The sequence below is a fragment of the Natronohydrobacter thiooxidans genome, from assembly GCF_001884735.1.
Taxonomy (GTDB): Bacteria; Pseudomonadota; Alphaproteobacteria; order Rhodobacterales; family Rhodobacteraceae; genus Roseinatronobacter; species Roseinatronobacter thiooxidans_A.
This window is the reverse complement of the sequence record NZ_MJAP01000032.1, coordinates 17,106-43,752: the sequence shown is the minus strand read 5'-3', so window position 1 is coordinate 43,752 and position 26,647 is coordinate 17,106. Positions and strand designations below refer to the sequence as shown.

Below are 26,647 nucleotides of genomic sequence, written 5' to 3'. Positions count from 1 at the left end.
GGCCACCATTCTCACTTGCCACGTCGATCGTCCCCTTGTTCCGCCCCCGCCTGCCGCGAGGCTGCGTCGTCCTGCTTTGCGAATTCGCGCGATGTGCGCAGCATCGTCTGCACCCCGGCGGCAAAGCCCAGCAAGGTCAGGATCACCAGAAACAGGGGCAATGTGCCTAAGAACACATCCAGCCCGTATCCGATGGCCGCACCGATTGCGAGGCCCGTCACCAGCTCGATCACCATGCGCCAGCCGATCTGGGCCATCGAATGATGATCTTGCGGAGGCTTGGGCGGCTCCAGCGCGGATTTTGCTTTCGCGATTTTCGCCTCCAAGGCGCGAAGTCGCTCCAGTTCACCGTCTTGGGACATGCCCGCCACCTCCGGCTGCAAGTTGCGCGGAACCTAGAAAGGCAGAGCCACAGAGTCAAGCGTGATAACGCCACCAGAGATTGCGCGCAACTTGCTGATATTATTGAATATTATTTCTCCCCACACAGCCCCGCCCAGCAGATGAACCCGACGACTGCCCCTGCAGCTTATTCAACCAAAGAGTTGACCTTTCCTGCGGCGCGCGCGAGAACAGCCCATGCACGCCCTTCCCATCCCCTCGCTTGATCTGGTTTTCATGGCGCTGGCCGATCCGACGCGGCGCGCAATTCTGGCGATGCTGCTGGAAGATGACATGGCGGTGACGGATGTCGCCGAGCCTTTCGAGATGTCCCTCGCCGCGATCTCGAAACATCTGGGTATTCTTGCCAATGCCGGTCTGATCAGTCAGGAAAAGCGGGGACGGGTGAAATGGTGCAAGCTGGAACCTGACGCGCTGCGCGAGGCCAGCATATGGATGCAGGCTTTCGGGCAGTTCGAAGCGGTCAATCTGGATGCGTTCGAGCGGTTTCTGGCGCAGGAACTGGAGCAATCCGCACCCGAATGACTATTATGCAATCTGGGTGAATGCGTCGCGCAGGGCTTGGGACCAGGCCGCTGACATGGCCGCGAAATCCTCGTCATTGGGTTCGATCCGGCGTTGCTCGGTGATCTGCAGCGCATCGGTTTCGATGACGACCAGATCCAGCGGCATGCCGACACTGAGATTGGAGCGCAGGGTGGAATCCATCGACAGAAGAACCGCCTTGCGCGCTTCTTCCAGCGGCGTGTCCTTGGTGATCACACGGTCCAGAATCGGCTTGCCGTATTTGTGCTCGCCGATCTGCAGATAGGGGGTGTCCTCGGTCGCCTCGATGAAATTCCCTTCGGGATAGATCAGGAACAGGCGCATCCGCCCGCCTTTGCGCTGCCCCGCCACGATCATCGAGGCCGTCGCCATCTGGTTCATCCGATCCATCCGCGCCTTGGTTTCGGCGGTCACGCGTGAAAGCATGTCCCCCACAAGCGAGGCGACGTCGAGCATGTTCTCGGCGAGCATGATCGAGGTTTCAGGCGTTGCATCAGGCGCGTCAATCGCGTCGGTCAGTCGTGCCAAGGTGGTCTGGGTCAGTGACAGGTTGCCAGCGGTCATCATCACGATGACCCGGTCGCCGGGCTGCACGAAAGTGAACATCTTGCGATAGGTCGAGATATTGTCCAGACCCGCATTGGTGCGTGTATCGGACAGAAGCACCAGCCCCGCTTTCAGCAACAGCCCGACGCAATAGGTCATTTCGGTATCCTTGATGACGTGAACGCGCCTTCCTAGCGCTCTGCGCCGGTCCAGACAAGAGCGGTCACTGCTGTTGCGACTGGCCTTGCGGGGCAACCAGCACACTCACAGCAAGCTCTTCTTCGCTTCCCCCCAGAACCAGCCCGCGGATGGGGGCTGCATCCTGTGCATCAAGGCCGGAGCCAAGGCGGATGTATTGCTCATTCGGGCAACATTTGTTGGCCGCGTCAAACCCGACCCAACCGAGCCCGGCGATATAAAGCTCTGCCCAGGCGTGGCTTGCCTCATGCGGGGCGCCATCTTCGGTCGCGTTCAGATAGCCCGCAACATAGCGCGCCGGCAATCCGGCCAGATGCGCGCAAGCGATCAGCACATGTGCGTGGTCCTGACAGACACCAGCCCCTGCGGTCATTGCTTCAGCGGCGGTCGTATGGGCGGTGGTCGTGCCGGGCTGGTAGGCCACAGCCTCGGCGACCGCGGCGGCAAGCAGATGCGCGCGCTCCAGTTCAGAAGCATCTTCCTGCGCTTTCAACGCCTCGGATACCATGTCGCTGATCGCACGATTGGGTTCTGTGCGCACGGTATTGCGCAAATAGGCACGAGGTGGCACCCGCTCGCGGTGCCCGCGCAGGATACCCGCCGTATCGGTGGTTTCAACGGTCCCGCTGACGGTCACTTCGATCTGCGTGCTTGGCGCGCGTACCGAAACAGTCTGCACATAATCCCCGGCCCCGTCACGCAAGGGCGTACCAAGGACCGCGCCGGGCACCTCGACCGACCAGTCCAGCACGCGCTGGCTTTCACTTTTTGCAGGTGTCAGGCGCAGGCTCTGGATGATCCCGCCGACCGGTGCGGCAAATTCGTAGCGCGTCTTGTGCAAAACTGTCAGAATCATCGCGCTTCTCCGATCAGATACTGGTCGTCTATGCATTTCGCGAGCCCCGCATTTTCGGTGATCATGCGGGTCAGAAATTCATGCAGCCCCTCGTCAAAGACATCCTCGATCCGCGCCTCGGCCAGTTCGGCCAGCAGGGTGCGCGCCGTTTCCTGCGCCGGGGTCGAGCGGTCATAGATGCGCGCGAGATGATCGAGATGGGCATTCACTTCAATCGTGCAGGACAGAAGCGAGCGCGGGAATTTCGGGTTCAGGATCAGGAAATGCGCGATCTGCTTGGCACTGAGTTCGCCGCCATAGGCCCAGTTATAGGCCCGATGCGCCGACAGTGCGCGCAGAAGCGTGGTCCATTGGTAATTGTCCAACCCCGAGCCGACATAGGCGACCGAAGGCAGCAGAACATAGTATTTCACATCCAGAAGCCGCGCAGTGTTGTCGGCACGTTCCAGCGCATAGCCCAGATTCATGAAGCGAAAGCCGTCATTGCGCAGTTGCGTGGCCTCAATTGAACCGCGGATCAGCGCCGAGGTGCGCAGCGTCCAGTCCGTCAGTTCCGGCACTTCCAGCGACGAGCGTTCGCGCCGCGACAGTGCCTTGAGTTCCTGAAAGCTGGTATTGATCGCGTCCCAGACCTGCGATGTCAGCGCAGTACGCACGATCCGAGCATTTTCACGCGCCGAGGAAATGCAACTGGCAACCGATGACGGATTGTCGAGATCGAAGAACAGGAAACTCTCGACATTGCGCTGTTTCAACTCGCCGTATTTCTCGGTGAACTGGTCCAGCACGCCCTTGCTTTGCAGGATCGCACTCCATTCATTGCGAAACCCCCCGCCCGCATTGGGCAGAAGCGCGTTGCGAAAGCCCAGATCCAGCAGGCGCGCAGTGGTTTCCGAGCGCTCCAGATAGCGGGTCATCCAGAACAGATTGGCGGCTGTGCGGCTTAGCATCTCATTCCTCCGCGATGACCCAGGTATCCTTGACGCCCCCGCCCTGCGACGAGTTCACCACCAGCGAGCCTTCGGTCAGCGCCACGCGCGTCAGCCCGCCCGGCACCAGTTCGATGTCGCGCCCGACCAGACAATAGGGCCGCAGATCGACATGGCGCGGCGCGATCCCCTCATTGACGAAAGTGGGACAGGTCGAGAGAGCAAGCGTCGGCTGGGCGATATAGTTTGACGGATTGGCCGCCAATTTCGCAGCGAAAGCCTCGATCGTTGCCTTGTCGGATTTCGGCCCGACCAGCATGCCATACCCGCCCGAGCCATGGACTTCCTTGATCACCAGCTCAGCGATGTGTTCCTGAACATATTTCAAATCATCCGCCTTGGCGCATTGCCATGTCGGCACGTTCTCAAGGATCGGGGCTTCGCCCAGATAGAAGCGCACCATTTCCGGCACATAGGTATAGATCGCCTTGTCATCGGCCACGCCTGCGCCGGGGGCCGAACAGATCGTGACCCCGCCCGAGCGATAGACATTCATCAGCCCCGGCACGCCCAGCGCCGAGTCAGGCCGGAAGCAGAGCGGATCAAGGAAGGCGTCATCAATCCGCCGATAGATCACATCGACCTTTTGCGGGCCTTCCGTGGTGCGCATGTAGCAGAAATCGCCCTCGACGAAGAGATCCTGCCCTTCGACCATTTCGATCCCCATCAGATCGGCCAGGAAGCTGTGCTCATAATAGGCCGAATTGAAATGACCGGGGGTGAGCAACACGACCTTGGGATCGCGGTCGCATTTCTCGGGCGCAACAGAGGCCAGCGTGCGCTTGAGAAGCCGTGCATAGCCATCGACCGGCGCCACCCGGTTTTCCTGAAAGAGATGCGGGAACATGCGCATCATGACTTCGCGGTTTTCCAGCATGTAGGACACGCCCGAGGGCGTGCGGCAATTGTCTTCCAGCACATAGAACTGATCCGCGCCGGTGCGCACCAGATCAATGCCGACGATATGGCTGAACACGCCCAAGGGGGGGCGGAAACCTGCCACGGCGATCTCGTAAGCCTCGTTGCGATAGACCAGATCGGCGGGAATACGGCCTGCGCGGATGATCTCGCCCCGGTCATAGACATCCGACAGAAACGCATTCAGCGCGCGCGCACGCTGCTTGATGCCGCGCTCCAGTTTGCGCCATTCCTCGGAAGTGAAGACACGCGGAAACATGTCGAAAGGGATCAGCCGGTCCGGGTCGCCGCCTTCGCCATAGACGGCGAAAGTAATGCCGTAGCGGCGGAACAGGTCTTCTGCCTCGGCCTGTTTGAGCGCACGGAACTCTGCGGGCATGTTCTGGTGCCAGCCTTCCAGCATTCTGTAAGGCGCGCGCAGCCCCGAGGCGTCATACATTTCGTTGAAATAAGGTTCTGCCATTAGGACGTGCCCCCTGTCTTTTGTCCATGAAATGCGGTTGCACAAGGGAAGTAAAGAGCCCGCGATGCATCTGCATAAAAAACAGGCAGAGCTGAAGGCACCCCCGGCCCTACGCCTTGTTGAACTGAGTTTTATCGCCCTCGCGCCACGCCCCGAGCCAGTTCCAGCCGAGCAGCAGCAGCAGCACGCCTGTGCCGATGGCCTCGACTGTAAAATCTGGCCAGAACAGGGCAATGATGGCCGGGATGGCGATAACGCGCGAAACCGGGTCCATCCGCCCGAAGAGCCAGCCCTCGATCACGGCGGCAAAGGCCACCAGCCCCAGAATGGCCGTGAACCCGGTCCAGAGGACGATAGGGAGCGGCCCGCCATAGATGATCTCGGGATTGAACACCATGAAGAGCGGGATGAGATACAGGCCCTTGGCGAATTTCCACGCCTGCATGCTGGTTTCCATGGGTTTCGCGCCTGCGACTGCCGCGCCTGCGAAACCCGCCAATGCCACAGGCGGGGTTACGTTGCTGTCCTGCGAATACCAGAACACCACCAGATGCGCGATCAGAAGCGGGATGCCGAATTCATTATGCAGCGCCGGCCCCACCAGCACGATCAGCACGATATAGCTTGCCGTCACCGGCAGTCCGAGGCCGAGCACCAGCGAGGCGATCAGCACCAGAGCCAGCGCGATGACGATATTTCCGCCCGAGAGCGAGATCATCATCGAGGAGAATTTCAGCCCCAGCCCGGTCAGGCCCACGACACCGACGATGATCCCCGCCACAGCGCAGGCGATGGACACGGCGACCGCGTTGCGCGCGCCCAGCTCCAGGCTCTCGAAAATCATCCGCAGCCCGCGCATGACGGATGCGCGCAGGCGCGCGCCCGTCAGCGGGCCATCGGCCGCCAGCGCCCATGCGCCCCGCAGCCCGGCCACGGCAATGACCGAGATGATGGCCCAGAAGCCCACGCGCATGGGCGAGATATTGTTGACCAGAAGCCAGACCAGCAGCACCAGCGGCACGATGAATTGCCAACCTGCCTTGAGCACCTGCCGCACCAGCGGCAATTCCGAGGGCGACATGCCACGCATGCCCTGTTTCATGGCAACGATATGCACGAAGAGGTAGACCGTGCCGAGATAGAGGATTGCGGGGAAGATCGAGACCAGAACGATCTCGATATAGGGCACGCGGGTATATTCCGAGATCAGGAACGCGCCCGCGCCCATCAACGGCGGGGTGATCTGCCCGCCGGTCGAGGCTGCGGCCTCGATCCCGCCGGCCTGTTTGGGCTTGTAGCCCAGCCGTTTCATCAACGGGATGGTGAAGGCGCCGGTTGTCACCACATTGGCGATGGCGGAACCAGAGATCGACCCCATCCCCGCGCTGGCGATCACCGCTGCCTTCGCAGGCCCGCCCGGCTTGCGCCCTGTGGCGGCAAAGGCCAGATCGATGAAGAACTTGCCCGCCCCGGTTTTTTCCAGAAAAGCGCCGAAGAGCACAAACATGAAGACGAAGGTCGCGGCCACGCCCAGGGGCAGGCCGAAAATCCCTTCCTGACCCAGATACAGCTGGCCCACCAGCCGATCCATATTGGCCCCGCGATGGGACAGCACACCCGGCAGCCACTCGCCCAGACCCGGCAAAGCGCCGCGCGACCCGGCCAGAGCATAGAGGATCGCAATCGCGCCGATGATCGTCATGCCAAGGCCCACAGCGCGGCGGCTGGCCTCCAGCACGGCAAGGGTGCAGATGATGCCGACGGTAATATCCATCGGCGTCCACCAGCCCGCGCGTGCGATAATCGCGTCGAGATTCCAGATGATGTAGAAACCGCTGAAAAAGCCTGCGACAATCAGCACCGAGTCGATCAGCCATCCAAACAGGCCGCGCGCGCGGGTCTGCCCGAATACCGGAAAGATCAGGAAAGCCAGCACCAGCACGAAGGCCAGATGCGCCGGGCGCTGGTAGAACAGGCCAAGCGGGCGAATCCCGGCCGTATAGAGCTGGAACAGCGACAGGCTGACAGCGACTGCCGTGATCAGCCACAGCACCGGGCGCGGCTGGATGCGGTCTGCCGAACGCAGGTTGGACGGAATCACGCCGCCTTCGATCTGATCGGCTGGCGCGGGGCTGTCAGAACTGGGGCGCATGGGCGAGACCTTATGGAGCGGAAGTTGTGACAAGGCGCAACCTGGCGGCCTGACCCGCGGCGCGTTGCGACAGAGAGAGCGTTTTCTGGCCAAGGGTCAGGCGGTGATCGACCGAGGGTGCGCCGATGCGCAGCGACAGCGCGTTCTCCGCAATGGGTTCGGCCATCTCCTCGATCCAGTAGCCGCCTTCCGGCGCCGGAGTGATCCGACCGCGACCCGCGACCTCGCCCAGACCGGCTGCAAAATCGTGCAGATAGCTTCGGGCCAGCAGCAACTGGCCATCCTGTTGCGTGAAGCAATCCGCGACCTTGCCACCGGTGACGGAGTGGGCCCAGGTCAGGCAGGCCTCGCGCCCTTCCGGCATGGGCCATTCGGCCAGCACATCGCCCGAGGCGAGATCAACCCGCAGCACCGGATCGGCCATGGCAGGCGCAGCAAGCCAAAGGGCGGCCCCGAGAAGCCGCCCCAGAGCCCTCATGGGCGCTGATGGTCCTGCACGCTTGCGCCCACTTCTTCCAGATAGCGCAACGCGCCGGGGTGGAAGGGGATCGGCGTCGAGTCGGTGGTGAACTCGACCGTGGTGTCATTGGCCGCCGGATGAATGGCGATCAGTTCATCCACATTCTCGAACATCGCCTTGGTGATGTTATAGGCCAGATCCTCGTCCATATCGGCGTGCACGATCAGCACATTCGGCGTCGAGATGGTCAGCACCCCCTCGTCCATTCCGTCATAAGTGCCTGCGCGCAGTGTGTAGGGGGCAAAGGTCGGCTCGACTTCAATTGCCGCCGCAATCTGCTCTTCGGTAAGCGCAATGATGCTGATCGAGCGCGTGGTCGCAAGGTTCATGATCGAGCTGGTGGGCGGACCAACGCTCCAGAATCCGGCCACGATATCCCCGTCCCGCAACGCATCGGCGGTCTCATTGAAATTCAGCCGCTCGGGCGTGAAGTCGTCATAGGTGATTCCATTGGCCGCGAGCAGCGTCTGCGCACTGACTTCGGTGCCCGACCCCGGAGCACCGACCGAGACACGCTGGCCGCGCAGATCCTCGATGCTGGTAATCCCGCTATCTGCCAGTGTCACGATCTGTACCGCATTGGGATAGATCGAGGCCAACGCGCGCAATTCATCGATTTGGCGCCCCTCAAACGCGCCTTCGCCGTGGAACGCCTGATAGACCGTATCGGCCAGCGCCAGCGCCAGATCGCTGTCACCGCGCGAGATCAGGGCCGCGTTCTCGACCGAGGCGCCGGTTACTTCCGCACTGGCTGTTGCACCCTCGACATGGTTGTTGATCACTTCCGCCAGACCGCCGCCATAGGGGAAATAGACGCCCCCGGTCCCACCAGTCGCGATGGAAAGCTGCTGCGCATGGGCAGGTGCGGCCAATAGCAGGGCTGCGACGCCAAGCGCCGTGAAACGGTTTTTCATGGTAATCCTCCCAAGGGTCTTCGTTTTTCTTGTCGGATCGCGAACGATCTTGGGAAAGACTAGCCGCGCATGTCGGATGGCGCAACAGGTCTTGGTCTCTCAGGTGCCGAAGATCACCGGATAAAGGGACAGGACCAAGAGTCCCGCCATCGTGTAGTTGAAGGCCCGCAGCAGATCCGGGCGCTGGAGCAGGCGGCGCAACCCGACCCCGGCCAGCGCCCAGACCGAAACGGATGGGAAATTGACCAGCACGAACACACCGGCGACCCATGCAACCGCGAGCCATTCCTGCCCCGGAGCATAGAGCGTGACCGCCCCCAGCGACATGATCCACGCCTTGGGGTTGACCCATTGGAAGGCAGCGGCCTGCAGAAAGGTCAGGGGCCTGCCTTTGGTCGTGTTGCCGTCGGGCGGCGCGGCATGGGCGATCTTCCACGCGAGCCAGAGCATATAGGCCACTGAAATGATGGTCAGGGCGGTGCGTGCTGGCGGATAGCTGATGAACATGCCGACCAGCCCGACACCCACGACAAAGACCATGAACGCATGCCCGAGCGCGATGCCCAGCATATGCGGCAATGTGCGGCGGAAACCGAAATTCACGCCGGAAGCGAGCAGCATGATATTGTTCGGCCCCGGCGTGACGGAGGTGACAAAAGCATAGGCGGTCAGGGCAAGAAGCAGTTCGACACTCATGGGGGCCTCATTCATTGAGTGCTCAGACTATGCGGTGCCGCGCGATGATTTGTTGCAAAAGATGCAGATAATGTAGTATTTCTGCAATTCATGAGCGAGATTGATCACATATCCGAACACATATTGCGCGTTCTCGCCCGGGACGGTCGCATCTCCAATATCGACCTCGCAGAAAAGGTCGGACTTTCGCCCTCGGCCTGCCTGCGGCGGGTGCAAGACCTTGAGCGGCGCGGGATCATCACAGGCTACCGCGCCGTGATCGACCCTGCGCAGACCGGGATCGGGTTCATCGCCTATGTCACGGTTGGCCTGTCACGCCATACCAAGGCCGCGCAGATGGAGTTCGAGCGCCTTATGCAGGCCACCCCGCAGGTACGCGAATGCCACAATATCACCGGCACGGTTGAATACCTGCTGCGGATCGAAGCACGGGATCTGGCGGCCTACAAGCAGTTCCATACGGATTATATGGGCGCCTTTCCCCATCTGGAGCGGCTGACCACCATGGTGGTCATGGGGTCGCCCAAGGATGAAAGGGCCTGAATGCAGATTCCGCGTGCATTTGCGCCAGATTTGACTATGCTGCACTGCAGCAAAAGGGGCGAGTCATGGCCAAGGGCAAGGTAATCACCATCGCGCAACAAAAAGGCGGGTCCGGCAAGACCACACTCGCGGTCAATCTGGGTGTAATGCTGGCGCGCAAGGGGGCGACTGTGGCCTTTCTGGATACCGACCCGCAAGGCTCGCTCGGGCGCTGGTTCATGACCCGGCATGAGGCCGGACGCGCGGAGGGGATGGAGTTTTCCACCGCCTCGGCCTGGGGGGTGGGCTATGAGGTCGGGAAGCTGCGCGACATGGCCGATTTCGTCATCATCGACACGCCGCCCAAGGCCGATAGCGACCTGCGCCCGGCGCTGCGCGTGGCTGATCTGGTGGTGGTGCCGGTGGCGACAAGCCATGTCGATCTCTGGGCGACGGATGGCGTGCTTGACCTCGCCCGCCGCGAAGGGCGTGAGGTGCTGGTGGTGCTGAACCGCGCCCGGCCCGGCACGCGGCTGGGCGCCGAAATCGCGCAAGCCGCGCAGGCGCTTGAGGCCCATCTGGCGGAAACCCAGGTCGCCAATCGTGTGGCCTATGCCGAAACGCTTGGGCAGGGATTCGGCGGGATCGAGGGCGCGCGCAGCCCGGCGATCCGCATCGAGCTGGACGCGCTTCTGACCGAGGTCGAGGCACAGCTCGCACAGGCCGACTGAGACGGGCCGACTGAGACGGGCCGACTGAGTCAGCCCATATGGACGCCGTGGGATGGGTGCGCTATCAGCGCAACGAAAAGCCACATCCCGAAAGGTGCCCTCATGTCCGGCCACGGCCCCGCCACCCCCATGACCTCGCATAAATCCGGCCCGTTGACGGGTGTGGCAGAGGTGCCCGGCGACAAGTCGATCTCGCATCGTGCGCTGATCCTGGGAGCGCTCTCGGTCGGCGAGACGAAAATCACCGGGCTTCTGGAAGGGCAGGATGTGCTGGACACGGCCAAGGCGATGCAGGCTTTCGGTGCGACTGTCACGCAGCACGGTCCCGGCGCTTGGTCCGTGCAGGGCGTGGGCGTGGGCGGCTTTGCCGAACCCGCGAATGTGATCGATTGCGGAAATTCCGGAACGGGCGTGCGGCTGATCATGGGGGCCATGGCCACGAGTGATATCGCCGCGACATTTACCGGCGATGCGAGCTTGAACAAACGCCCGATGGGCCGTGTGACCGACCCGCTGGCGCTGTTTGGTGCCCGCGCTTACGGGCGGCGCGGCGGGCGCCTGCCGCTGACACTGATCGGCGCGGCAGAGCCCGTGCCGGTCGAATACCGCCTGCCAATGCCTTCGGCGCAGGTGAAATCGGCGGTGCTGCTCGCCGGGCTGAACGCACCCGGCCAGACTGTCGTGATCGAGCAGGAACCGACCCGCGATCATACTGAGCGGATGCTGCGCGGATTCGGCGCCGATATCTCGGTCGAAGATGGGCCAGAAGGGCGGATCATCACCCTGACCGGGCAGCCGGAATTGCGCGGGCAGAGCGTCTCCGTACCGCGCGACCCGTCTTCGGCGGCATTTCCGGTCTGCGCGGCGCTGCTGGTGCCCGGTTCCGAGCTTTTCGTCCCCGGTGTCAGCCAGAACCCCACGCGCAACGGGATATTCCTGACGCTACAGGAGATGGGCGCCGATCTGGTACTGGAAAACCCGCGCGAGGAAGGCGGCGAGCCTGTGGCCGATCTGCGGGTGCGGTTCTCGGCGCTGAAGGGCATTGACGTGCCGCCCGAACGCGCCGCGAGCATGATCGATGAATACCCGATCCTCTCGGCACTTGCGGCAACGGCTGAGGGCAAGACCGTGATGCGCGGGGTCAAGGAATTGCGGGTGAAGGAATCCGACCGGATCGACGCCATGGCGCGCGGCCTGGAAGCCTGCGGCGTGCGGGTCGAGGAAACTGAAGACACATTCACCGTGCATGGCATGGCGGAAGTGCCGGGGGGCGCAACCGTGCGCAGCCATCTCGATCACCGCATTGCCATGAGTTTCCTCTGTCTGGGCATGGCGTCAACGCGCCCGATCACGGTTGATGACGCGACCCCGATTGCAACCTCATTCCCGGTTTTCGAGCCGCTGATGACGGGGCTTGGGGCCAGGCTCACGCAAGGCAGCTGACGTAAGGTGCGTGCTCTCGCACGCACCCTACCTGTCAGTCTCAACCGGCCTTCCGGCCCGCAGATCCGGTCTGCGCGCCTCGGTCAGTGCCTCTGCCTGCGCGCGGCGCCAGCGCGCTATTTCGGCATGGTTGCCCGACAGGAGCACGGGCGGGATTTCCCGCCCCTGCCACTCGGACGGGCGGGTATATTGCGGATGCTCCAGCAATCCGGCGGAGAAGCTCTCTTCCTCGATCGAGGCGGCATTCCCCAGCACCTCGGGCAACAGCCGCACCGTCGCGTCGATCATCGCCTGCGCGGCCAACTCGCCGCCGGTCAGGACGAAATCGCCCAGACTGACTTCCTCGATCCCGTAATGGTCGATCACGCGCTGGTCGATGCCCTCGAACCGCCCGCAGATCATCGTGATCCCGCGCGCCCGCGACCAGTCGCGCGCTCTGGCCTGCGTGAAGGGGCGCCCGCGCGGGCTGAGGCAGACCAGCGGCCATGCGGCCCGGTCCTCCGGCGTCCCGCGCATCGCCATCTCGATGGCACGTCCCAGCACATCGGCGCGCAGCACCATCCCCGCACCGCCGCCCGCAGGCGTGTCATCGACATTGCGGTGCTTGCCGATCCCGAAAGGGCGCAGGTCGATGGCCTCTAACCCCCACAGCCCCTCTTTCAGCGCCTTGCCGGTCAGCGACAGGCCAAGAACGCCCGGAAAAGCCTCGGGGAAAAGCGTGATGATGCGTGCCTGCCATGCCTGCACAGGTGTACCACGTTTCTCCAGTGATCGCGGCACCAGCGACGGCGTGATTGCCAGCCGCCCTTTCGCGCGCCGCTCCGTCATTCGATCAGCCCTTCGGGCGGGTCTGCAACAATCCGCCCTGCGGTCAGATCGACTGTCGGGACAATCGCCTGTGTGAAGGGCAGAAGGATCGCGCCGGATTTCCCCGGCGCGACAAGTTCCAGCAGGTCAGACGCCCCATGGTTGAGCACGGCTTTCACCCGCCCCAGCGACTGACCGCCCGTATCAAAGACTTCCAGCCCGATCAGATCCGCATGATAGAATTCATCATCCGGCAGGCCGGGCAGACGGTTACGCTCGGCAAAGAGACGCATCCCGCGCAACGCATCCGCCTGCTCCTTGCTTGCAACCCCGCTCAACCGCGCCGCGAAACCTTGCGCGACCTGCGCGCCCAGCGTCACGGTGAATTGCCGCCCGTCCTCGGACCAGAGCGGGCCGTAATCGGCAATCGCCTGCGGCTCGGCGCAGAAGCTTTTCAGCCGCACCTCGCCGCGCACCCCGTAGGCGCCAGCGATTGCTCCGACACAGATGCGCGATCCCGTCATGCTGCCATTTTCTTGCGACAAATCTCTCGGGGGCTGAATTGGCCCGGAACGGGCCAGGAGGGGGGCAGACGGCCCCCCTTTGGTGCAGCCCGAATTATTCCGCAGCCGCTTCGGCTTTGGCAGCTTTCTCGGCCGCGCGTTCCTTGGCTTTCTTGCCCGGCTCGGCTTTTTTCAGGTTCGCGCGGGTCGCCTTGGCACGGACGCCAGCGGCCTCAAGGAAGCGCGCAACACGGTCCGTCGGCTGAGCGCCCTGATCCAGCCAATGCTGGACGCGCTCCATATCCATCTTGATACGGTCTTCGCTGTCCTTGGCCAGCAGCGGATTATAGGTGCCGACTTTCTCCAGAAAGCGGCCATCGCGGGCCATACGCGAATCGGCGATGACGATTGCGTAATGCGGGCGCTTCTTTGCCCCACCACGGGCCAGACGGATTTTAACAGCCATGTCAGTTTCTCCTTTGGATGGCGTTTGCGTGACACTCACAGCCACGCGGATTTTCAGCGTTGCAGGTTCTCGTGGTGACGGATCACTTCGGAGATGATGAAATTCAGGAATTTCTTGGCAAATTCCGGGTCAAGATCGGCCTCTTTGGCCAACCATTCCAGCCGCTCGATCTGGCGCTCCTCGCGGGCAGGATCGGACGGGGGAAGCTGATGTTCGGCTTTCAGGCGGCCTACGGCCTGAGTATGCTTGAAGCGCTCGCCCAGCGTGTAGACGAGGATCGCATCCAGCCGGTCAATGCTGTCGCGGTGATTGGCGAGCAATCCGGCCGCGCGTTCCGAAAGATCCGTCCCGCCGGTCATTTCTTGCGCCCCAGTCCAAGACCCGACAGCCCGCCGGGCAGGCGCATCCCGCCCATGCCGGGGCTTCCGAGACCGGGCATTTTCATGCCCTCGCCCATGCCGCGTCCAAGATCGGCCAGTTCTTCCGGTGACATTTTCGACGGGTCCGGCATTCCCTTGCCCTTGCCCATCAGTCCGGCCATCGCCTGTTTCAGCATCCCTTTCTTGCCCATGACTTTCATCATGTCGGCCATCTGGCGGTGCTGCTTCAGAAGCTTGTTCAGATCGGACACATCGAGCCCTGCCCCGGCGGCGATCCGCTTCTTGCGGCTGGCCTGCAGGATCGCGGGATTGGCGCGCTCCTTCTTCGTCATCGAATTGATCAGCGCGATCTGGCGCTTGAGCATCGAATCGTCGAACCCGGCGGCTTCAGCCTGTTTCGACATCTTGGCCATGCCGGGCATCATGCCCATGAGCGACTGCATCCCGCCCATTTTCATCATCTGCTCTAGCTGCATCTTCAGGTCGTTCATGTTGAACATACCCTTCTGGAAGCGCTTCATCATGCGTTCGGCCTGTTCGACCTCCAGCACTTCCTGCGCTTTCTCCACAAGGGCCACGATATCGCCCATGCCCAGAATACGGCCCGCGACGCGCTTGGGGTCGAACACCTCCAGCGCGTCGGTCTTTTCGCCCAGACCCACGAACCGGATGGGCTTGCCGGTGACGGCCCGCATCGAAAGCGCAGCACCGCCACGCCCGTCGCCATCCATCCGCGTCAGCACAACGCCCGTCACGCCGACCTTGCCATCGAACTCGGACGCGACATTCACCGCGTCCTGCCCGGTCAGGCCGTCAACCACCAGCAGCGTCTCGCGCGGGCTGACCGCATCGCGTACGGCCTGCACTTCGTCCATCAGCACTTCGTCAATGTGCAGTCGGCCTGCAGTGTCGAGCAGGTAGACATCATAGCCGCCGAGTGTGGCCTGCTGTTTGGCGCGCTTGGCGATCTCGACCGCATTCTGGCCCTTGACGATGGGCAGCGTGTCGACCCCGATCTGCCCGCCCAGAATAGCGAGCTGTTCCATTGCGGCGGGGCGGTTGGTGTCGAGCGAGGCCATCAGCACACGCTTGCCGTCGCGCTCGGACAGGCGGCGGGCAAGTTTCGCCGTGGTCGTCGTCTTGCCCGAGCCTTGCAGACCGACCATCAGCACAGGCGCGGGCGGGTTGTCGATTTTCAGGCGCCCTGCATCCTCGTCGCCTTCCAGCATGGCGATCAACTCGTCATGCACGATCTTGACGACCTGCTGGCCCGGCGTGATCGACCTGGTGACGGCTGCGCCCGTGGCTTTCTTCTGCACGCGCTTGACGAAATCGCGCGTCACTTCCAGCGAGACATCGGCCTCCAGAAGTGCGACCCGCACCTCGCGAAGGGCGGCGCGCACATCCTCTTCCGAGAGCGCGCCCTGCTTCGTCAGCCGGTCGAAAACCCCGGACAGGCGTTCAGAGAGAGTCTCGAACATGCGCGCATCTCCTTCCCCCGATCAGGGGTATTCCAAACCAGTGCTGCACCCATGGGCGCAACGCGCTGATGGGTGGCGATCCTTGACATGGGCAAGGACCGGAAGCGTGAACCTCCGGGCAGATGGCGAGGCGATACGCCTGAAACCGCCGGGAGTCAAGCGATCAAGGCCACGCAGTTGCGGTTTCGTTACTTGATCTTTGCCGGTTGCGCCACATGGTCTGACAGGTAACAGACACAGGAGAGCATCATGAGATACCGTGCGGTTCTGGGCGGTGCGGCCACGATTCTGGCCCTGTCGCTGCCCGCCTTTTCGGATCAGGGCTATACGGTCGAAACTCTGGCCGAGGAGCTGGACCGCCCCTGGGGCATGGCATTCCTGCCTGATCAGGGGGATCTGATCATCACCTTGCGCGGCGGTGATCTGGTCCTTTGGAGCGCTGAAAACGGCCTCACCCCGATCAGCGGCGCACCGGATGTCGTGGCGCAGGGACAAGGCGGGCTGCTGGACGTCGCTATTGGACCTGACTTCGATGAGAGCGGCTTTGTCTATCTGACATGGGTGGGCGCGGTCGATGGTGGAAGCACGACACATGTCGGACGCGCGCGCCTGGACCGCGATGCGGGCGCCTTGACGGATCTGGAAACCCTGCATGTCGTCCAGCCCGCGATTGACAGCGGTGCGCATTTCGGATCGCGCATCGTGTTCCAGGGGGACCATCTCTTTGCGGGCTTCGGTGATCGCGGCAGCAAGGATTTCTCCGAATCCCATATTTCGCAGGATCTTAGCAGCGAGAACGGGGCCGTGATCCGCATTACACTGGAGGGCGAGATTCCGTCGGATAATCCCTTTGTCGATGAGGACGGGGCCGCAGGCGCGATCTGGTCCTACGGGCATCGCAACATCCAGGCAATGACCATCCACCCGCAGACCGGGGAAATCTGGCTGGCTGAACATGGCGAAGCCGGGGGCGATGAGGTCAATATCGTCGAGCGCGGCGGGAATTTCGGCTGGCCACTCGCCTCTTTCGGGGTAACCTATCGCGGTGGTGACGAATTCGCGCCGCCCCATCAGGAGGGCGACGGCTTTGTCGCGCCGATCCACCACTGGCCGGCCGGACGGGAAGCGCATAACTCGCCCTCCGGGATGACCTTCTACACCGGCGATGCATTTCCTGAGTGGCAGGATCATCTTCTTCTGGGAAATCTGTTCCACCGCTATCTTGGACTTTATGCCGAAAGCAACGGTGGCCTGACAGAGATTGCGCGACTGCTTGAGGATCAGGATTTGCGCATCCGCGATGTCGCAGTCGGCCCTGACGACGGGTTCATCTATGTTCTGGCGGATGGCGAGAATGTCCCCTTGCTGCGCATCATGCCCGATTGAGCCGGGCGATGCTGCGGCGACGACCTTGCTCTCGCCGCAGCCCCTCGCATGCTGACACCGGCTGCATACTCGCTGGAATATCAGGAAAGTCTATTCCGAAAATCCGCCTAGTTCCGCGCAGCAGGAGCATGTTACGGCTTGGAAAACCGTGACTTGCGAGGCCCGTCATGCCGTCTGACACCACATCCGTCAAACACAGCTATTACGTTCCCAGAGGCGGGCTTCCCCCTCAGGCGCAACTGGTGGCGGATCGTGCCGTGTTTACCGAAGCCTATGCCGTCATTCCCAAGGGCGTGCTGTCAGATATCGTGACCAGCGCCCTGCCCTTCTGGGACAAGGCCCGTTTCTGGGTTCTTGCCCGCCCGCTGAGCGGATTTTCCGAGACATTCTCGCAATATATCGTGGAGCTTGGCCCCGAGGGCGGCAGTTCGCGCCCGGAAACCGACCCCGGTGCCGAAAGCGCGATTTTCGTGGTTGAAGGCAAGCTGACGATCACGCTGGCAGAGACGGGTCATGAACTGACCGCAGGCGGCTTCGGCTACCTGCCCGCCGGTCAGGACTGGAGCGTTCAGGCCGATGCGGAGGGCTGTGTCTTTCACTGGATCCGCAAGCGGTATCTTGCGGTGCCTGGATTGGACGCCCCCGATGCGTTTTTCAGCAACGAGAATGACATCGCCCCCACGCCGATGCCAGAGACGAATGGCGGCTGGGCGACGACGCGCTTCATGGACCCGAGTGATCTGCGCCATGACATGCATGTGACCATCGTGACATTGCAGCCCGGTGCGGTGATCCCCTTCGCAGAGACCCATGTCATGGAACATGGTCTATATGTGCTGCAGGGAAAAGGTGTTTACCACCTGAACCAGACTTGGGTCGAGGTTGAGGCAGGTGATTACATGTGGCTGCGCGCCTTCTGCCCGCAGGCCTGTTATGCCGGCGGCCCGGAGCCGTTCCGCTACCTGCTCTACAAGGATGTCAACAGACATGCTGCATTGCCTTGAATTCAGGCAACTCTTGACTTGCAAGTCATGAGGCACCCGCTGTATGAGGCACCCGATGGACAGTTGGCCGAGTGGTCGAAGGCGCACGCCTGGAAAGTGTGTAGGCGGGGAACCGTCTCGAGGGTTCGAATCCCTCACTGTCCGCCACATTCAGATACTGAATCCGTCCAAGGACCCCGGTTGGGGCCTTTTTTCTTTTTGTTTCAAAGGGCGTTGGCAAGGTCATGCGCCCTTCGGAGACTGGGCGCTTGACGCCTGCTGGTCCCGCAGATCAAGCTGCCGAAGCGGCTGGCTCTCGCGCGGGATGCGGAGCGGGCGCAGGACGCGGTGCCGGGGCTGATCGTGGCGAACTGGGTGGAGGGGCGGAGGTCGTGATTAGCCGAAGCGGCTATCTCAGGGAAGACACCCATGCCTGAAAATCCTCGAAAAGCCGCCGAACACCTTCGCTGGATATGACCCAGTCAGCTTTGGACTCTTTGAACCACAAATCCTCAAGGTCGGCATGCTCGTCGGACGGCAGCCTGTCGAAAAAAGCATTCAATTCAGGCACCGCCTCGTCGCCATATCTCCGCCGGAAACTCTCGTAAATGTCATGGCGCGCTGTGGGGGAGTCAGACCCCCAATCCGGATAGACTAAGTCAAGATCCTGGTGGAACTGCAGCGTAAAGTCACCGAAAGCTTGCGGCGGTTTCATGTTATTCGTCCCTTGGATAGGATGTTATGATTATAAAGCCGTTCGGCATGTCCGGCGCATGGCGAATATAGGTTCCCACACCGTAGGTTGTCCGCAGCCGAATCGGTGAAGAAGCTCTTCGGGTCAACCGATATGCCTCCTGGCCAGTGATGCTTGAGAAAGTGCTTGTAATGAAAGCGTCCTGCTCGCGTCCAGTCGCGACTGCATTCACCACGTCTGCATTGCGGGACAGGTTCGCGTTCGTCAATCTCTCGGCAGCCGCGAGCGAACTGAAGGAACCGTGGCGCCAGCGGTGGACCGTGTAGAACAGCGTCCGGGCTTGCGGCACGGTGACCATGCCGATAAGGAAACGGGATCGAGGCGACCCTCAACAAGAACGTGCCGGGCGACGATGCCGCCTTCGCCTTCAAGACCGGCTTCTCCGCCCGCGCGCTGATCGGTCTGCTCGGCAACGACGATTTCAGCTTCAAGGTCAGCCCGGACGGATCGGCCTACTACGACGCCATCCGCATCGACCGCGCCAGCGGCCGGGTCGAACTGCCCGATCCGCCGCCCGCAGGCCGCATCCATCTCTACGCCCGTGACCGGGCGGGCTCCGCCTGGCTCGAGGTCATGCGCCCCTCAGGGCGGCTCTTTCCGCTCCAGCCGCATTTCGGGGTGAACCGGATCGCGTACTGGGCCCCGTCTTCCGGCACCACGATCAACGCGATCGGGATGCCGCGGACGGGCGTCGGCACCGCCTCGACGCCCGGCCTCGCCACGACCAATCTCTCCACCTCCATGCGCCGCTGGCGGATGACAAGTGCTGCCACCGCGGACGCGGCGGCCGAGGAACGCTCGGCTGGCTGGGTCTGCTGGCGCGGCAATGCCGAGGGTTTGGGCGGCTTCACCTATGTGAACCGGCTGTCGCTGACGACGCTGCAACCCACCGGCATGGGCTTCTTCGGGCTGATGGGTTCCACCGCCGCGCTGGCCACGACGCTGCTCCTGAGCGCGGTCGTCAACGCCATCGGCATCGGCTTCCAGCGCGGCACCCATGCCAACTGGCAGATCGTCCACAACTCCGGATCCGGGTCGCCCAGGCCGCGTGTCTCCCAGCCCCGTGGAACAATTGCGGCGCGTTATTGTTGGAACAGCCAAGGAGGCTGAACATGCGACAATTCCGGTACATTTTGTTCTGCGGTGCGGGCGCGGCCCTCGGGTCTGTCGGCGCGATCATGGCACTTGCGAAAGCCGAAGGGAAACCGGTCCTCGGTCCGGTCAATGCGTCCAGCCACTGGCTTTGGGGCGACGAGGCAGGCCAGCACTCGCAGGCCGATTTTCGGCACACGGGGATGGGTGGCGCCACGAATATTGGGGCGGGGCTTATGTGGGGCGGCTTGTTTGGTGCCTACCTTCAGCACAGAAGCCCCAGCGCCACCGACATTGTCAGGGACGGCGCCGTGCTGGGCGCGATCGCATCCTTGCTGGACTACGGTCTTTTGCCCCGCCGCCTGTCGCCGGGATGGGAGCAGGTTCTGTCCAGCCGCTCGGTGGTTCTGGCGATGGCCAGCATGGCGCTCGGCGCGGTTTCCGGCGGCCTTGCGGCGCTGGCGACCGAAGATCAGGGGCGGTGATATGGCTGTCTGCATTCTGGCTTTCGGCGCCCTGACAGGGATATCAACCAGCATGGTCATGAGCAGAACGAGGCAAAAGCTGCACAGCGTGCTTCCGCCTGTGGACCGCTCCCCACGGAAGCCTGCGCCGAGGGCGGCGTTTTCTACGCTGAGGATTTCCGATTGGACGTGAGTTTTGTCCGACCCGAAGTCGACATCCTCACTGCTAATGATACCGACCGTCATCGGCTCCGGACGGATGCACAGAAGCTTCGCATTGTTGAAGAAAGTTTCGACCCAGGTGGGAACATCTCTGAGACGACGCATTGCCAGATATTGGTCGAACGCTGCTGCTGCGCTGGCGGCGACGCTATCGCCACGGCTAATTTGTAGGCGGTGCTGCACCGTCGCTGTTCAAGCAGGTGATCGTGAGGCAAGATCGGACGGCCATTTCGATATCGGCGGCGCAGCTTGGCTGTCTTCGCGAAGGATAAGGAAACTTCGCACTTGCCCGACGCCTGACTGGAGCAACTCGCCCTGGAGGCAAAGATTTGTAAAGGTTTCATAATTTCCACTACAACGTCTGTTTTTCTGGCCAGATCACGCATTTTTGGAGGCCCTTTGCCAGGACAGTTACCGCCACCAAAATCGCCAGACCACGCGCTTAATCGGCGGTGCAAGCACCCCCTGCGCAGGTCGGCGAACGCGTCGCGGCGCAGGCGCGCGCGCTGGCATGCCTCGCACAGAAGCGATGATCCGGACACTGAAGCTGGAGATCGCCGCGCTGCGGCGCGGCCAATATGGCATCTCCTTCGAGCGCCGCGCAGGGCTGATGGATCAGCCAATCAATCGCAGCTCACTGTCAAATTCCGCGTGTTGCCTTCGAATCTTGGCTTGTATCGCTGACGCGTTCGACCGATGGTCTCCAGATCAATACGTGCCCTGATGAGAACGCGGATATGGCGGCGCCAGCCTTTGGAGATGTCCAGATTGATCGCGTGCCCCTTGGGGTGGTCTTCATGGTGCTTTTCTGTCTTTCCGCACCATTGATCGATGTCGCTGCCAAAATGGCCTCGCAACAGGTGACCGTGACGCAGGTCACATTGGCACGTTATGGCTTTCAGGTGCTGCTGATGCTGCCCTTGATGTCACTTGCAGGCAGTATCTGGAATTTCTCGCGTGGCGTTTTCCGGCTTCTGCTGCTGCGCGCTCTTTTCGGCCTCGTCTCGACCTACAGCTTCGTCGCAGCGGTTCAGTCGATGCCGATTGCCGATGCCCTGGCGATTGTGTTCGTCGAACCCTTCATACTTCTCGCGTTGGGGTTCCTGCTCTTTGGCGAGCAGGTTGGGCCACGTCGGATCATCGCCAGTCTGATCGGCTTTGCTGGCGCGCTTCTGGTCATCCAGCCGAATTTCGCGATCTTCGGCCTGGTTGCCCTCTGGCCACTTGTGACGGCGGTGGCCTTTGCCTTCTACATACTGGTCACGCGACGTCTGTCGCGCGACCTGCCGCCTGTGGCGCTGAATTTTCACACCGCATGGATCGCCGTGCTGCTGATGCTCCCTGCGCTGGGTATCGGTCAGTTGCGTGAGTTGCCCCTGCTGGCCTTGTCATGGCCCGAGCCGGTTGTCTGGCTGCAGTTGTTCTTCGTGGCGCTGGCGGCTACTGTCTCGCATATCTTCATCTCCTATGCGCTACGCTTTGCGCCCTCGGCGACCATCGCTCCGCTCCACTACCTGGAGATCGTCAGCGCAGCAGCACTTGGCTGGCTGTTCTTCCGGGACTGGCCCAACCTGATAAGCTGGACCGGGATCGTGATCATTGCGGCATCCGGATTGTTCATCATCTGGCGAGAACACCAGATCGCCCGTGGATGAGATCATGGCGGGCGAGACCAACGGCTATCGCGTCTTCGCGATGGGAATCAGCCCAAGCGCGGCACTGGCGGCGGCGCTGCTGCTGAGCACCCGCAACAGCATGAACCCCGGCGGCAGCGACGGCCCACGGCTGCTCGGGGCGTATCCAGAGACGGATTGCTGAAAGGGCACACTCGCCTGGTGCCGCCAGCGGCTTGCAAAGTGATAGACCACGCCGGTTCAGTGAAGATGTATCTCGGGTTGCTGGCGTCGTCGCCGATCATGGCGCAGAGCTGGCAGATGAAGACCCCCAAATCCTGGTTGTCCTCGGCAGGAACCTTACCCCATCCTGCTCTGCGACCGGTCCGGCCCTGTGCCTGCGGCGACGGCAAGGCCAAGGATGAGGTCAAGCATCGCGCCTTCCCTCACAACAGCCCGAGCGCGCGGACGCCAAGCGCCAAAGCCACGAACCCGCACAGGATGGGGTTCAGACGCGTCAAGGCGCTATGCGCGATCCGGGTCTGTCGCGTAAGGAACCCTAATAAACTCAGGCTTGCCGCAGATGAAAAACCAAGCTCGAAGGTTGGAGTGCGCAGACGGCCCATTTGGGTCGTGAAGATTTATCTGATGAAGGATAATGGTTAATACTGGATGGATAGCATGCCTGTTCTCTCCGAACATTTATTGATCATCGTCCGCCCTTGCGGCACGGGTTTCAGCCGCCCCAGCCGCAATGGGGGGAACGATGGCTCGCAGGGCTCTCTGTTCCAGATCGACACAGGCCAGATCAGAAAGCGTCCTACTCAATACCCCTGATCAGAACAGCCGCTATATATCTGGGGCAGCAAGCGGGCTTTGCCCATTCCCGAGTTGACAGACTCTCCGTTTTACAGCAGCATTTTTGAATGGACCCACTCGCGATGACATATTACGCTGCCGTGTGCTGCGCGCTTGCCGGAATATCGCCGGGTATTTCAAGTAGATCGCGGCGTTTTGTCATAGGTGCGCTTGTTGGCGCAGCGTCGGCTTTGGTTTTGCCGCTCCTGCGCGGACTGTTTTTTACCTGACGCAAGTTCTGCGGGTTCCCTGCCTACCACCCTCGTCGACGCATGCGCGCAAGATGAACGTCGAGCGAGTTCAGCATGACACTCGGGTCGGGTTCCGTCCCCGCGAGATATCCATTCACCCGGTCTGCAAAGACTGTGGAGACATGAATATAGCTTTGCCGCAGTTGCGCGTTGGGACGGTTGATCGCACCTTGCAACCCGTCATAAACAATTTCGAAGAAATCCGAGATCGCGCGGACATCCGGATCGACATATAGCGCCGGTCGGGTCGGGTTCTGGCTCTGGAACAGCGCGCGATGCAGTTGTTCCGCCTGACTGGTTAGATGAAGCACCAGATCTGCGGCAATCTCCGGGTTGTGGCTTTGAGCGTTCACGCCCATATACCAGCCGCCATGGACGCCGCGCCCCGGCCCCATGGCACCGCCGGGCACAGATGTCACGCCCACCTTGCCGCGAAGCGGGCTGTCCTCGGTCTGAGACAGGGACCACGCATAGGGCCAATTGCGCATGAAAAGTGCGCGCCCCTCCTGAAAGAAGCGGCGCGCGGTCTCGTTGTTCAATTCTGTCACCTCTGGAGGCGCGATGGTTCCGATCCAGGATTTGACGCGCCGCAATGTTGCGCGCAAATCCGGCGTGTCGAGGATAACCGCGCCATCGTCATCGACCATCGGACCGCCGCCAAGGCTGCTCATCCACTCTACCAGATTACAGGTCAGGCCCTCTCCTGCACTTGCCTCGAACACCAGCCCCCAGAAATCGCTCTGTCCGTTCCGTTCGGCCGCCTGAACCTCTGCGGCGATGGTTTCAAGCTCTTCCCATGTCCGGGGCACGGGCGCACCGTGCTTCTCCAGAAGATCGCGCCGATAGAACAGAAGCCCGACATCTGACCAGAGCGGCAGTGCCTTCAAACCGCCCTCGAACCGGGCCGTGTCGATCAGCGCCTGAAAATGCGCCTGTTCCGCCCCGTCTGTGAATGCGCCCAGATCAAGCAGATATTGCTGCACGAAATTGATCCAGATCGCATCCAGCAGCACCACATCCAGATCGCTTGAGGTCTCCGGCTGGGCAAGCGACAGGCGCAGGAAATCCAGTTGTTCGGTGGTTTGTTGCGGCAATGGCACGAAGCGCACCCTGTGGCCCGTCGCATGTTCCCAGCGGCGCACCGAACTTTCGCAGAAATTGCCCGGCGATCCGATGGTGCCGCATGTCACGACCAGTTCGACAGCACGCGCGGGCGATGTCATCGCCCCCAAGAGCGCGACGACAAGTAGCAAGGAGCGGATCAGGGACATTGGTCTTATCTCCGGCTAAACTCTGCTTGGTCGAGCGTGCGCGCCACGCGAAAGCCCAGATTGTCAGCGCGGTAGTCAGGGCTGTCCCAATTGCGGTTGGAGCTGCGCAAAGTGCCGACCGGGTCGGTCCAGGAGCCCCCGCGAAATGAGCGGCGCGTGCAATCGGCATTGTCGTGCTGGCCCAGCACCGTATCTTCCGGCGTTTCTGCGTAGCAATCCTGCGACCACTCCCAGACATTGCCCAGCAGATGATACAGCCCGAACTGGTCCGGCTGAAGCCCGCGCACCGGCAGGATACCGTGACCGAGTTCCTGCGCACAGCTGAAATCGCGCCAGCTGAAATTCGACGCGCGATCCGCGATATTGACCCATTGGCACAGATCGCGGCCCGCGATGACCTGCTCAAGCGGCGTATTAAAGTAGAAGGCTTCGGCCAGATACTCGAACTCGACTTCATGCAGCAAACGATAGCTCTTCCCGCTACGCTCGGACAGCCAGGCGATATAGGCCTGCGCATCTTCCCAGCTCACGCAGACAACGGGCAGGTCGCCACCAGTCGGGGCAGCCTGCGCGCGTTGGGTCACGACCGGCAAATCATCGACGGGCAGATGCTGCAGGCAAGCGTCGGGCCAGTCATAGCCTGTGGCCTCAAGAAACGCCGCGAATTCTGCTTGAGTCGTCTCGGTCGCCGCAACCGCGAAAGGACGCTCAAGCGCGAGGCGAACAGAAGGGCGCTCGTCCCGCTGCGCCACGCGGTAGCTTTCCGGTGCACCGAAGAGCACTTCGGTCCCCAGCACCTGCACCAATTCCGGGCAATCGGCGCAATCCCTGAATACAGTGCCGATGGCCGGTGGGTCAGGGGGGGCATACAGTAGAGCGCGGGCGGCTTCGGCCTCTGTCGCGCGAAGCTCTTCTCCCGAGGGCACGTTCGCCGCCCCGTCAAGGGCGCGCGTAGCGGCCAATGCGGTGCGGATTACCTGGGCGCGTGCCCGCGCCTCTGGCGCGAACTGGCTGTCAGGGTGCATTTCAGAAAAGCGGTCCAGCAGATCCGGGTCACTTGTCTCGCGCACCAGGGCCCATGCCGCGATTGCGCCGTCCTCAACCTGCGTTCCACTCAGCGCGGCAAGACGCGCCTCGGCCAAGGCACGGGTTTCTGCGCAATCCCCATGCAGTTCCAGAAAGGATTCGACCGCAGTTCGTGTGTCGATCCGGGCGATGGTGTTCCAAGCAACGCGTGCGACATCGCACGGGTCCGTCACCTCCGGGCGTTCAACTGCCGCAAGAAAGGTAAAATCGCCGGTAATTTCGTCGTAGTAAGCCGGACGTTGATCATGCCCCACGGTTTGCGCCAAATCCATCACATCAATGCGCACACGGCGCGCGACTTCATGGATGGGCAGGCCCGGCATGTCCAGCAGGGGCAACAGGCGGCGTGTAAACACCGAGTTCGGGTCGTCGTCCTGATCGGACAGGCGATCAAGGGCAGCCTGACCGATCCCGGCAGAAAACATGATGAATGCACCCGCAGGCGGCTCCAGTCGCGCAAGTCCACGCAATGCCCCGACGCTGCGCGTGCCCTGTCGGGGAAATGGGTTGTCCCGGCAGGCATCGAGGATCAGCAGGCTGACCCGCGTTCCGCGCGCCCGGATCAGGTCGAGGACATGGTCCACGGCAAGCGACTCGCTCGCGAGGAACGCCTGCTGCGCGGGCTCTACTGCCGGAATATCCGCCGGCAGCAGATGGTTGCGCCCCTCTATCTCTATCCCGTGTCCGGCGAAATAGAAGACGGCTTCATCTCCTTTGTTCAGGCGGTCGACAAAGAGGGCAAGCTGCATGTTCAACTCGCGCCGGTTGACATCAAGCAACGTCACCACCTCGAAGCCGGACCGCGCCAACGCCCGCGCGACCGCTTCGGCATCGTTGCGCGCTTTCTGCAAGGGGGCGATGTTTTCGTAAGTATCAATGCCGATGACCAAGGCAAGACGTGCTGGCGTGGTCTCTGCACTGCCGCGCGACGCATCTGCCAACCAAAGCAAAGATAAAATGATCAGAACCAGGCGCAGCATTTTCACCCCGAGCCCAAAGCGTCAGATCAATGACCGCCAACAATGAAGTAGTCTTGAAAACTTAACATCACACGGCATATCGAGTCAATTTTTCCGATCTCTTCCTATGCTGTATTTTACGCTGCAACCCGACAAATCACGGTCGATACCGACG

General features: G+C 62.0%; 27 protein-coding genes, 1 tRNA gene and 2 pseudogenes. 12 read left to right on the top strand and 18 right to left on the bottom strand.

All coding sequences use genetic code 11. The features are described 5' to 3' along the window. Positions 1–11: 11 nt before the first annotated feature. A complete protein-coding gene (locus tag BG457_RS12715) occupies positions 12–362 on the bottom strand; it encodes an AtpZ/AtpI family protein (RefSeq protein WP_071797736.1) in 351 nt (116 codons plus the stop codon). A 217-nt stretch (positions 363–579) separates the two neighbouring features. Between BG457_RS12715 and BG457_RS12710 the strand changes: the two genes are divergently transcribed. Then, entirely contained in the window at positions 580–927 is a 348-nt protein-coding gene (locus BG457_RS12710; RefSeq protein ID WP_071797552.1) for an ArsR/SmtB family transcription factor, read from the top strand. A 3-nt stretch (positions 928–930) separates the two neighbouring features. On the opposite strand, the gene BG457_RS12705 is transcribed toward BG457_RS12710, so the two are convergent. From BG457_RS12705 to BG457_RS12670, 8 genes are all read right to left on the bottom strand, one after another. Next, positions 931–1,653, bottom strand: coding sequence for a proteasome-type protease (locus BG457_RS12705; RefSeq protein WP_071797551.1), 723 nt, complete (start codon positions 1,651–1,653; stop codon positions 931–933). Between the two features lie 64 nt (positions 1,654–1,717). After that, the gene (locus BG457_RS12700; protein WP_071797550.1) at positions 1,718–2,548 is read right to left on the bottom strand and encodes a transglutaminase family protein; all 831 of its coding nucleotides are present in this window, start codon (positions 2,546–2,548) and stop codon (positions 1,718–1,720) included. Further along, positions 2,545–3,498, bottom strand: coding sequence for an alpha-E domain-containing protein (locus BG457_RS12695; RefSeq protein ID WP_071797549.1), 954 nt, complete (start codon positions 3,496–3,498; stop codon positions 2,545–2,547). Before BG457_RS12695 ends, BG457_RS12700 begins: the two co-directional genes overlap by 4 nt. Before the next feature lies 1 nt (position 3,499). Next, a complete protein-coding gene (locus BG457_RS12690; protein WP_071797548.1) occupies positions 3,500–4,918 on the bottom strand; it encodes a circularly permuted type 2 ATP-grasp protein in 1,419 nt (472 codons plus the stop codon). Between the two features lie 109 nt (positions 4,919–5,027). Continuing rightward, the gene (locus BG457_RS12685) at positions 5,028–7,070 is read right to left on the bottom strand and encodes a TRAP transporter permease (RefSeq protein WP_071797547.1); all 2,043 of its coding nucleotides are present in this window, start codon (positions 7,068–7,070) and stop codon (positions 5,028–5,030) included. Positions 7,071–7,080: 10 nt separating this feature from the next. Continuing rightward, a complete protein-coding gene (locus BG457_RS12680; protein ID WP_071797546.1) occupies positions 7,081–7,548 on the bottom strand; it encodes a DUF1850 domain-containing protein in 468 nt (155 codons plus the stop codon). After that, positions 7,545–8,504, bottom strand: coding sequence for a TAXI family TRAP transporter solute-binding subunit (locus tag BG457_RS12675; RefSeq protein ID WP_071797545.1), 960 nt, complete (start codon positions 8,502–8,504; stop codon positions 7,545–7,547). The genes BG457_RS12680 and BG457_RS12675 overlap by 4 nt, the downstream gene beginning before the upstream one ends. A gap of 99 nt (positions 8,505–8,603) precedes the next feature. After that, positions 8,604–9,200 carry a LysE family translocator gene (locus BG457_RS12670; RefSeq protein ID WP_071797735.1) on the bottom strand — a complete coding sequence of 199 codons (597 nt, stop codon included), beginning with the start codon at positions 9,198–9,200 and terminating at the stop codon, positions 8,604–8,606. 90 nt (positions 9,201–9,290) lie between these two features. Here BG457_RS12670 and BG457_RS12665 point away from each other — a divergent pair, with 90 nt between their 5' ends. The 3 genes from BG457_RS12665 (at position 9,291) to aroA (ending at position 11,896) form a co-directional block, all read left to right on the top strand. Then, positions 9,291–9,743, top strand: coding sequence for an Lrp/AsnC family transcriptional regulator (locus BG457_RS12665; RefSeq protein WP_071797544.1), 453 nt, complete (start codon positions 9,291–9,293; stop codon positions 9,741–9,743). A gap of 65 nt (positions 9,744–9,808) precedes the next feature. Then, positions 9,809–10,453 carry a ParA family partition ATPase gene (gene parA, locus BG457_RS12660; protein ID WP_071797543.1) on the top strand — a complete coding sequence of 215 codons (645 nt, stop codon included), beginning with the start codon at positions 9,809–9,811 and terminating at the stop codon, positions 10,451–10,453. A 102-nt stretch (positions 10,454–10,555) separates the two neighbouring features. Beyond that, positions 10,556–11,896 (top strand): 3-phosphoshikimate 1-carboxyvinyltransferase, encoded by a 1,341-nt coding sequence (aroA, locus tag BG457_RS12655; RefSeq protein WP_071797542.1) that lies wholly within the window; start codon positions 10,556–10,558, stop codon positions 11,894–11,896. A 27-nt stretch (positions 11,897–11,923) separates the two neighbouring features. Here the strand turns inward: aroA and trmD are convergent, their stop codons facing one another. The 5 genes from trmD to ffh form a co-directional block, all read right to left on the bottom strand. Then, the gene (gene trmD, locus BG457_RS12650; protein WP_084657626.1) at positions 11,924–12,724 is read right to left on the bottom strand and encodes a tRNA (guanosine(37)-N1)-methyltransferase TrmD; all 801 of its coding nucleotides are present in this window, start codon (positions 12,722–12,724) and stop codon (positions 11,924–11,926) included. Further along, entirely contained in the window at positions 12,721–13,227 is a 507-nt protein-coding gene (gene rimM / locus BG457_RS12645; protein WP_071797541.1) for a ribosome maturation factor RimM, read from the bottom strand. Before rimM ends, trmD begins: the two co-directional genes overlap by 4 nt. Positions 13,228–13,321: 94 nt before the next feature. Then, a complete protein-coding gene (gene rpsP, locus BG457_RS12640; protein WP_071797540.1) occupies positions 13,322–13,672 on the bottom strand; it encodes a 30S ribosomal protein S16 in 351 nt (116 codons plus the stop codon). 53 nt (positions 13,673–13,725) lie between these two features. Then, positions 13,726–14,031 carry a chorismate mutase gene (locus BG457_RS12635; protein WP_071797539.1) on the bottom strand — a complete coding sequence of 102 codons (306 nt, stop codon included), beginning with the start codon at positions 14,029–14,031 and terminating at the stop codon, positions 13,726–13,728. Then, complete coding sequence (gene ffh / locus BG457_RS12630; RefSeq protein WP_071797538.1) at positions 14,028–15,533, bottom strand: signal recognition particle protein; 1,506 nt, start codon at positions 15,531–15,533, stop codon at positions 14,028–14,030. Before ffh ends, BG457_RS12635 begins: the two co-directional genes overlap by 4 nt. 249 nt (positions 15,534–15,782) lie before the next feature. Here ffh and BG457_RS12625 point away from each other — a divergent pair, with 249 nt between their 5' ends. From BG457_RS12625 to BG457_RS20755, 4 genes and pseudogenes are all read left to right on the top strand, one after another. Continuing rightward, the gene (locus BG457_RS12625) at positions 15,783–16,919 is read left to right on the top strand and encodes a PQQ-dependent sugar dehydrogenase (protein ID WP_071797537.1); all 1,137 of its coding nucleotides are present in this window, start codon (positions 15,783–15,785) and stop codon (positions 16,917–16,919) included. 167 nt (positions 16,920–17,086) lie between these two features. Next, positions 17,087–17,923, top strand: a complete 837-nt coding sequence (locus tag BG457_RS12620) for a bifunctional allantoicase/(S)-ureidoglycine aminohydrolase (protein WP_071797536.1) — start codon at positions 17,087–17,089, stop codon at positions 17,921–17,923. Positions 17,924–17,980: 57 nt separating this feature from the next. Continuing rightward, positions 17,981–18,070, top strand: a tRNA-Ser gene (locus tag BG457_RS12615). Between the two features lie 108 nt (positions 18,071–18,178). Next, a pseudogene (locus BG457_RS20755) lies at positions 18,179–18,298 on the top strand (DUF6441 family protein); the annotation flags it as partial. Positions 18,299–18,311: 13 nt separating this feature from the next. Here the strand turns inward: BG457_RS20755 and BG457_RS12610 are convergent. Together BG457_RS12610 and BG457_RS20750 are read right to left on the bottom strand one after the other, a co-directional pair. Next, complete coding sequence (locus BG457_RS12610) at positions 18,312–18,617, bottom strand: hypothetical protein (protein WP_071797535.1); 306 nt, start codon at positions 18,615–18,617, stop codon at positions 18,312–18,314. Between the two features lies 1 nt (position 18,618). Next, positions 18,619–18,954: an RNase A-like domain-containing protein gene (locus BG457_RS20750; RefSeq protein ID WP_071797534.1), complete on the bottom strand. Its 336-nt coding sequence runs from the start codon at positions 18,952–18,954 to the stop codon at positions 18,619–18,621. Between the two features lie 8 nt (positions 18,955–18,962). Here BG457_RS20750 and BG457_RS20605 point away from each other — a divergent pair. From BG457_RS20605 to BG457_RS20305, 4 genes and pseudogenes are all read left to right on the top strand, one after another. After that, positions 18,963–19,697: pseudogene (locus BG457_RS20605) on the top strand (DUF2793 domain-containing protein); the annotation flags it as partial. Positions 19,698–19,768: 71 nt separating this feature from the next. After that, complete coding sequence (locus tag BG457_RS12595; protein WP_071797533.1) at positions 19,769–20,233, top strand: hypothetical protein; 465 nt, start codon at positions 19,769–19,771, stop codon at positions 20,231–20,233. A 938-nt stretch (positions 20,234–21,171) separates the two neighbouring features. Further along, on the top strand, positions 21,172–22,089 hold the full coding sequence (locus BG457_RS12590) for a DMT family transporter (protein ID WP_071797532.1): 918 nt from the start codon (positions 21,172–21,174) through the stop codon (positions 22,087–22,089). Then, entirely contained in the window at positions 22,082–22,252 is a 171-nt protein-coding gene (locus BG457_RS20305) for a hypothetical protein (RefSeq protein WP_175546798.1), read from the top strand. Before BG457_RS12590 ends, BG457_RS20305 begins: the two co-directional genes overlap by 8 nt. Before the next feature lie 906 nt (positions 22,253–23,158). On the opposite strand, the gene BG457_RS12585 is transcribed toward BG457_RS20305, so the two are convergent. Both BG457_RS12585 and BG457_RS12580 read right to left on the bottom strand, forming a co-directional pair. Beyond that, complete coding sequence (locus tag BG457_RS12585) at positions 23,159–24,427, bottom strand: ABC transporter substrate-binding protein (RefSeq protein ID WP_071797531.1); 1,269 nt, start codon at positions 24,425–24,427, stop codon at positions 23,159–23,161. Between the two features lie 5 nt (positions 24,428–24,432). Continuing rightward, the gene (locus tag BG457_RS12580) at positions 24,433–26,493 is read right to left on the bottom strand and encodes an SUMF1/EgtB/PvdO family nonheme iron enzyme (protein WP_071797530.1); all 2,061 of its coding nucleotides are present in this window, start codon (positions 26,491–26,493) and stop codon (positions 24,433–24,435) included. Between the last annotated feature and the right edge of the window lie 154 nt (positions 26,494–26,647).

Excerpts from the sequence above, each read along its gene's own strand:
- parA (WP_071797543.1), top strand. The coding sequence starts at position 9,809 with ATGGCCAAGGGCAAGGTAATCACCATCGCGCAACAAAAAGGCGGGTCC.
- BG457_RS12680 (WP_071797546.1), bottom strand. The coding sequence starts at position 7,548 with ATGAGGGCTCTGGGGCGGCTTCTCGGGGCCGCCCTTTGGCTTGCTGCG.
- BG457_RS12705 (WP_071797551.1), bottom strand. The coding sequence starts at position 1,653 with ATGACCTATTGCGTCGGGCTGTTGCTGAAAGCGGGGCTGGTGCTTCTG.
- BG457_RS12595 (WP_071797533.1), top strand. The coding sequence starts at position 19,769 with ATGCGACAATTCCGGTACATTTTGTTCTGCGGTGCGGGCGCGGCCCTC.
- BG457_RS12700 (WP_071797550.1), bottom strand. The coding sequence starts at position 2,548 with ATGATTCTGACAGTTTTGCACAAGACGCGCTACGAATTTGCCGCACCG.
- trmD (WP_084657626.1), bottom strand. The coding sequence starts at position 12,724 with ATGACGGAGCGGCGCGCGAAAGGGCGGCTGGCAATCACGCCGTCGCTG.
- BG457_RS12620 (WP_071797536.1), top strand. The coding sequence starts at position 17,087 with ATGCCGTCTGACACCACATCCGTCAAACACAGCTATTACGTTCCCAGA.
- aroA (WP_071797542.1), top strand. The coding sequence starts at position 10,556 with ATGTCCGGCCACGGCCCCGCCACCCCCATGACCTCGCATAAATCCGGC.
- BG457_RS12625 (WP_071797537.1), top strand. The coding sequence starts at position 15,783 with ATGAGATACCGTGCGGTTCTGGGCGGTGCGGCCACGATTCTGGCCCTG.
- BG457_RS12670 (WP_071797735.1), bottom strand. The coding sequence starts at position 9,200 with ATGAGTGTCGAACTGCTTCTTGCCCTGACCGCCTATGCTTTTGTCACC.
- BG457_RS12580 (WP_071797530.1), bottom strand. The coding sequence starts at position 26,493 with ATGCTGCGCCTGGTTCTGATCATTTTATCTTTGCTTTGGTTGGCAGAT.
- rpsP (WP_071797540.1), bottom strand. The coding sequence starts at position 13,672 with ATGGCTGTTAAAATCCGTCTGGCCCGTGGTGGGGCAAAGAAGCGCCCG.
- BG457_RS12635 (WP_071797539.1), bottom strand. The coding sequence starts at position 14,031 with ATGACCGGCGGGACGGATCTTTCGGAACGCGCGGCCGGATTGCTCGCC.
- BG457_RS12585 (WP_071797531.1), bottom strand. The coding sequence starts at position 24,427 with ATGTCCCTGATCCGCTCCTTGCTACTTGTCGTCGCGCTCTTGGGGGCG.
- BG457_RS12675 (WP_071797545.1), bottom strand. The coding sequence starts at position 8,504 with ATGAAAAACCGTTTCACGGCGCTTGGCGTCGCAGCCCTGCTATTGGCC.
- BG457_RS12695 (WP_071797549.1), bottom strand. The coding sequence starts at position 3,498 with ATGCTAAGCCGCACAGCCGCCAATCTGTTCTGGATGACCCGCTATCTG.
- BG457_RS12610 (WP_071797535.1), bottom strand. The coding sequence starts at position 18,617 with ATGAAACCGCCGCAAGCTTTCGGTGACTTTACGCTGCAGTTCCACCAG.
- BG457_RS12685 (WP_071797547.1), bottom strand. The coding sequence starts at position 7,070 with ATGCGCCCCAGTTCTGACAGCCCCGCGCCAGCCGATCAGATCGAAGGC.
- BG457_RS12590 (WP_071797532.1), top strand. The coding sequence starts at position 21,172 with ATGGCGGCGCCAGCCTTTGGAGATGTCCAGATTGATCGCGTGCCCCTT.
- BG457_RS12710 (WP_071797552.1), top strand. The coding sequence starts at position 580 with ATGCACGCCCTTCCCATCCCCTCGCTTGATCTGGTTTTCATGGCGCTG.
- BG457_RS12715 (WP_071797736.1), bottom strand. The coding sequence starts at position 362 with ATGTCCCAAGACGGTGAACTGGAGCGACTTCGCGCCTTGGAGGCGAAA.
- BG457_RS12665 (WP_071797544.1), top strand. The coding sequence starts at position 9,291 with ATGAGCGAGATTGATCACATATCCGAACACATATTGCGCGTTCTCGCC.
- BG457_RS20750 (WP_071797534.1), bottom strand. The coding sequence starts at position 18,954 with ATGGTCACCGTGCCGCAAGCCCGGACGCTGTTCTACACGGTCCACCGC.
- rimM (WP_071797541.1), bottom strand. The coding sequence starts at position 13,227 with ATGACGGGATCGCGCATCTGTGTCGGAGCAATCGCTGGCGCCTACGGG.
- ffh (WP_071797538.1), bottom strand. The coding sequence starts at position 15,533 with ATGTTCGAGACTCTCTCTGAACGCCTGTCCGGGGTTTTCGACCGGCTG.
- BG457_RS12690 (WP_071797548.1), bottom strand. The coding sequence starts at position 4,918 with ATGGCAGAACCTTATTTCAACGAAATGTATGACGCCTCGGGGCTGCGC.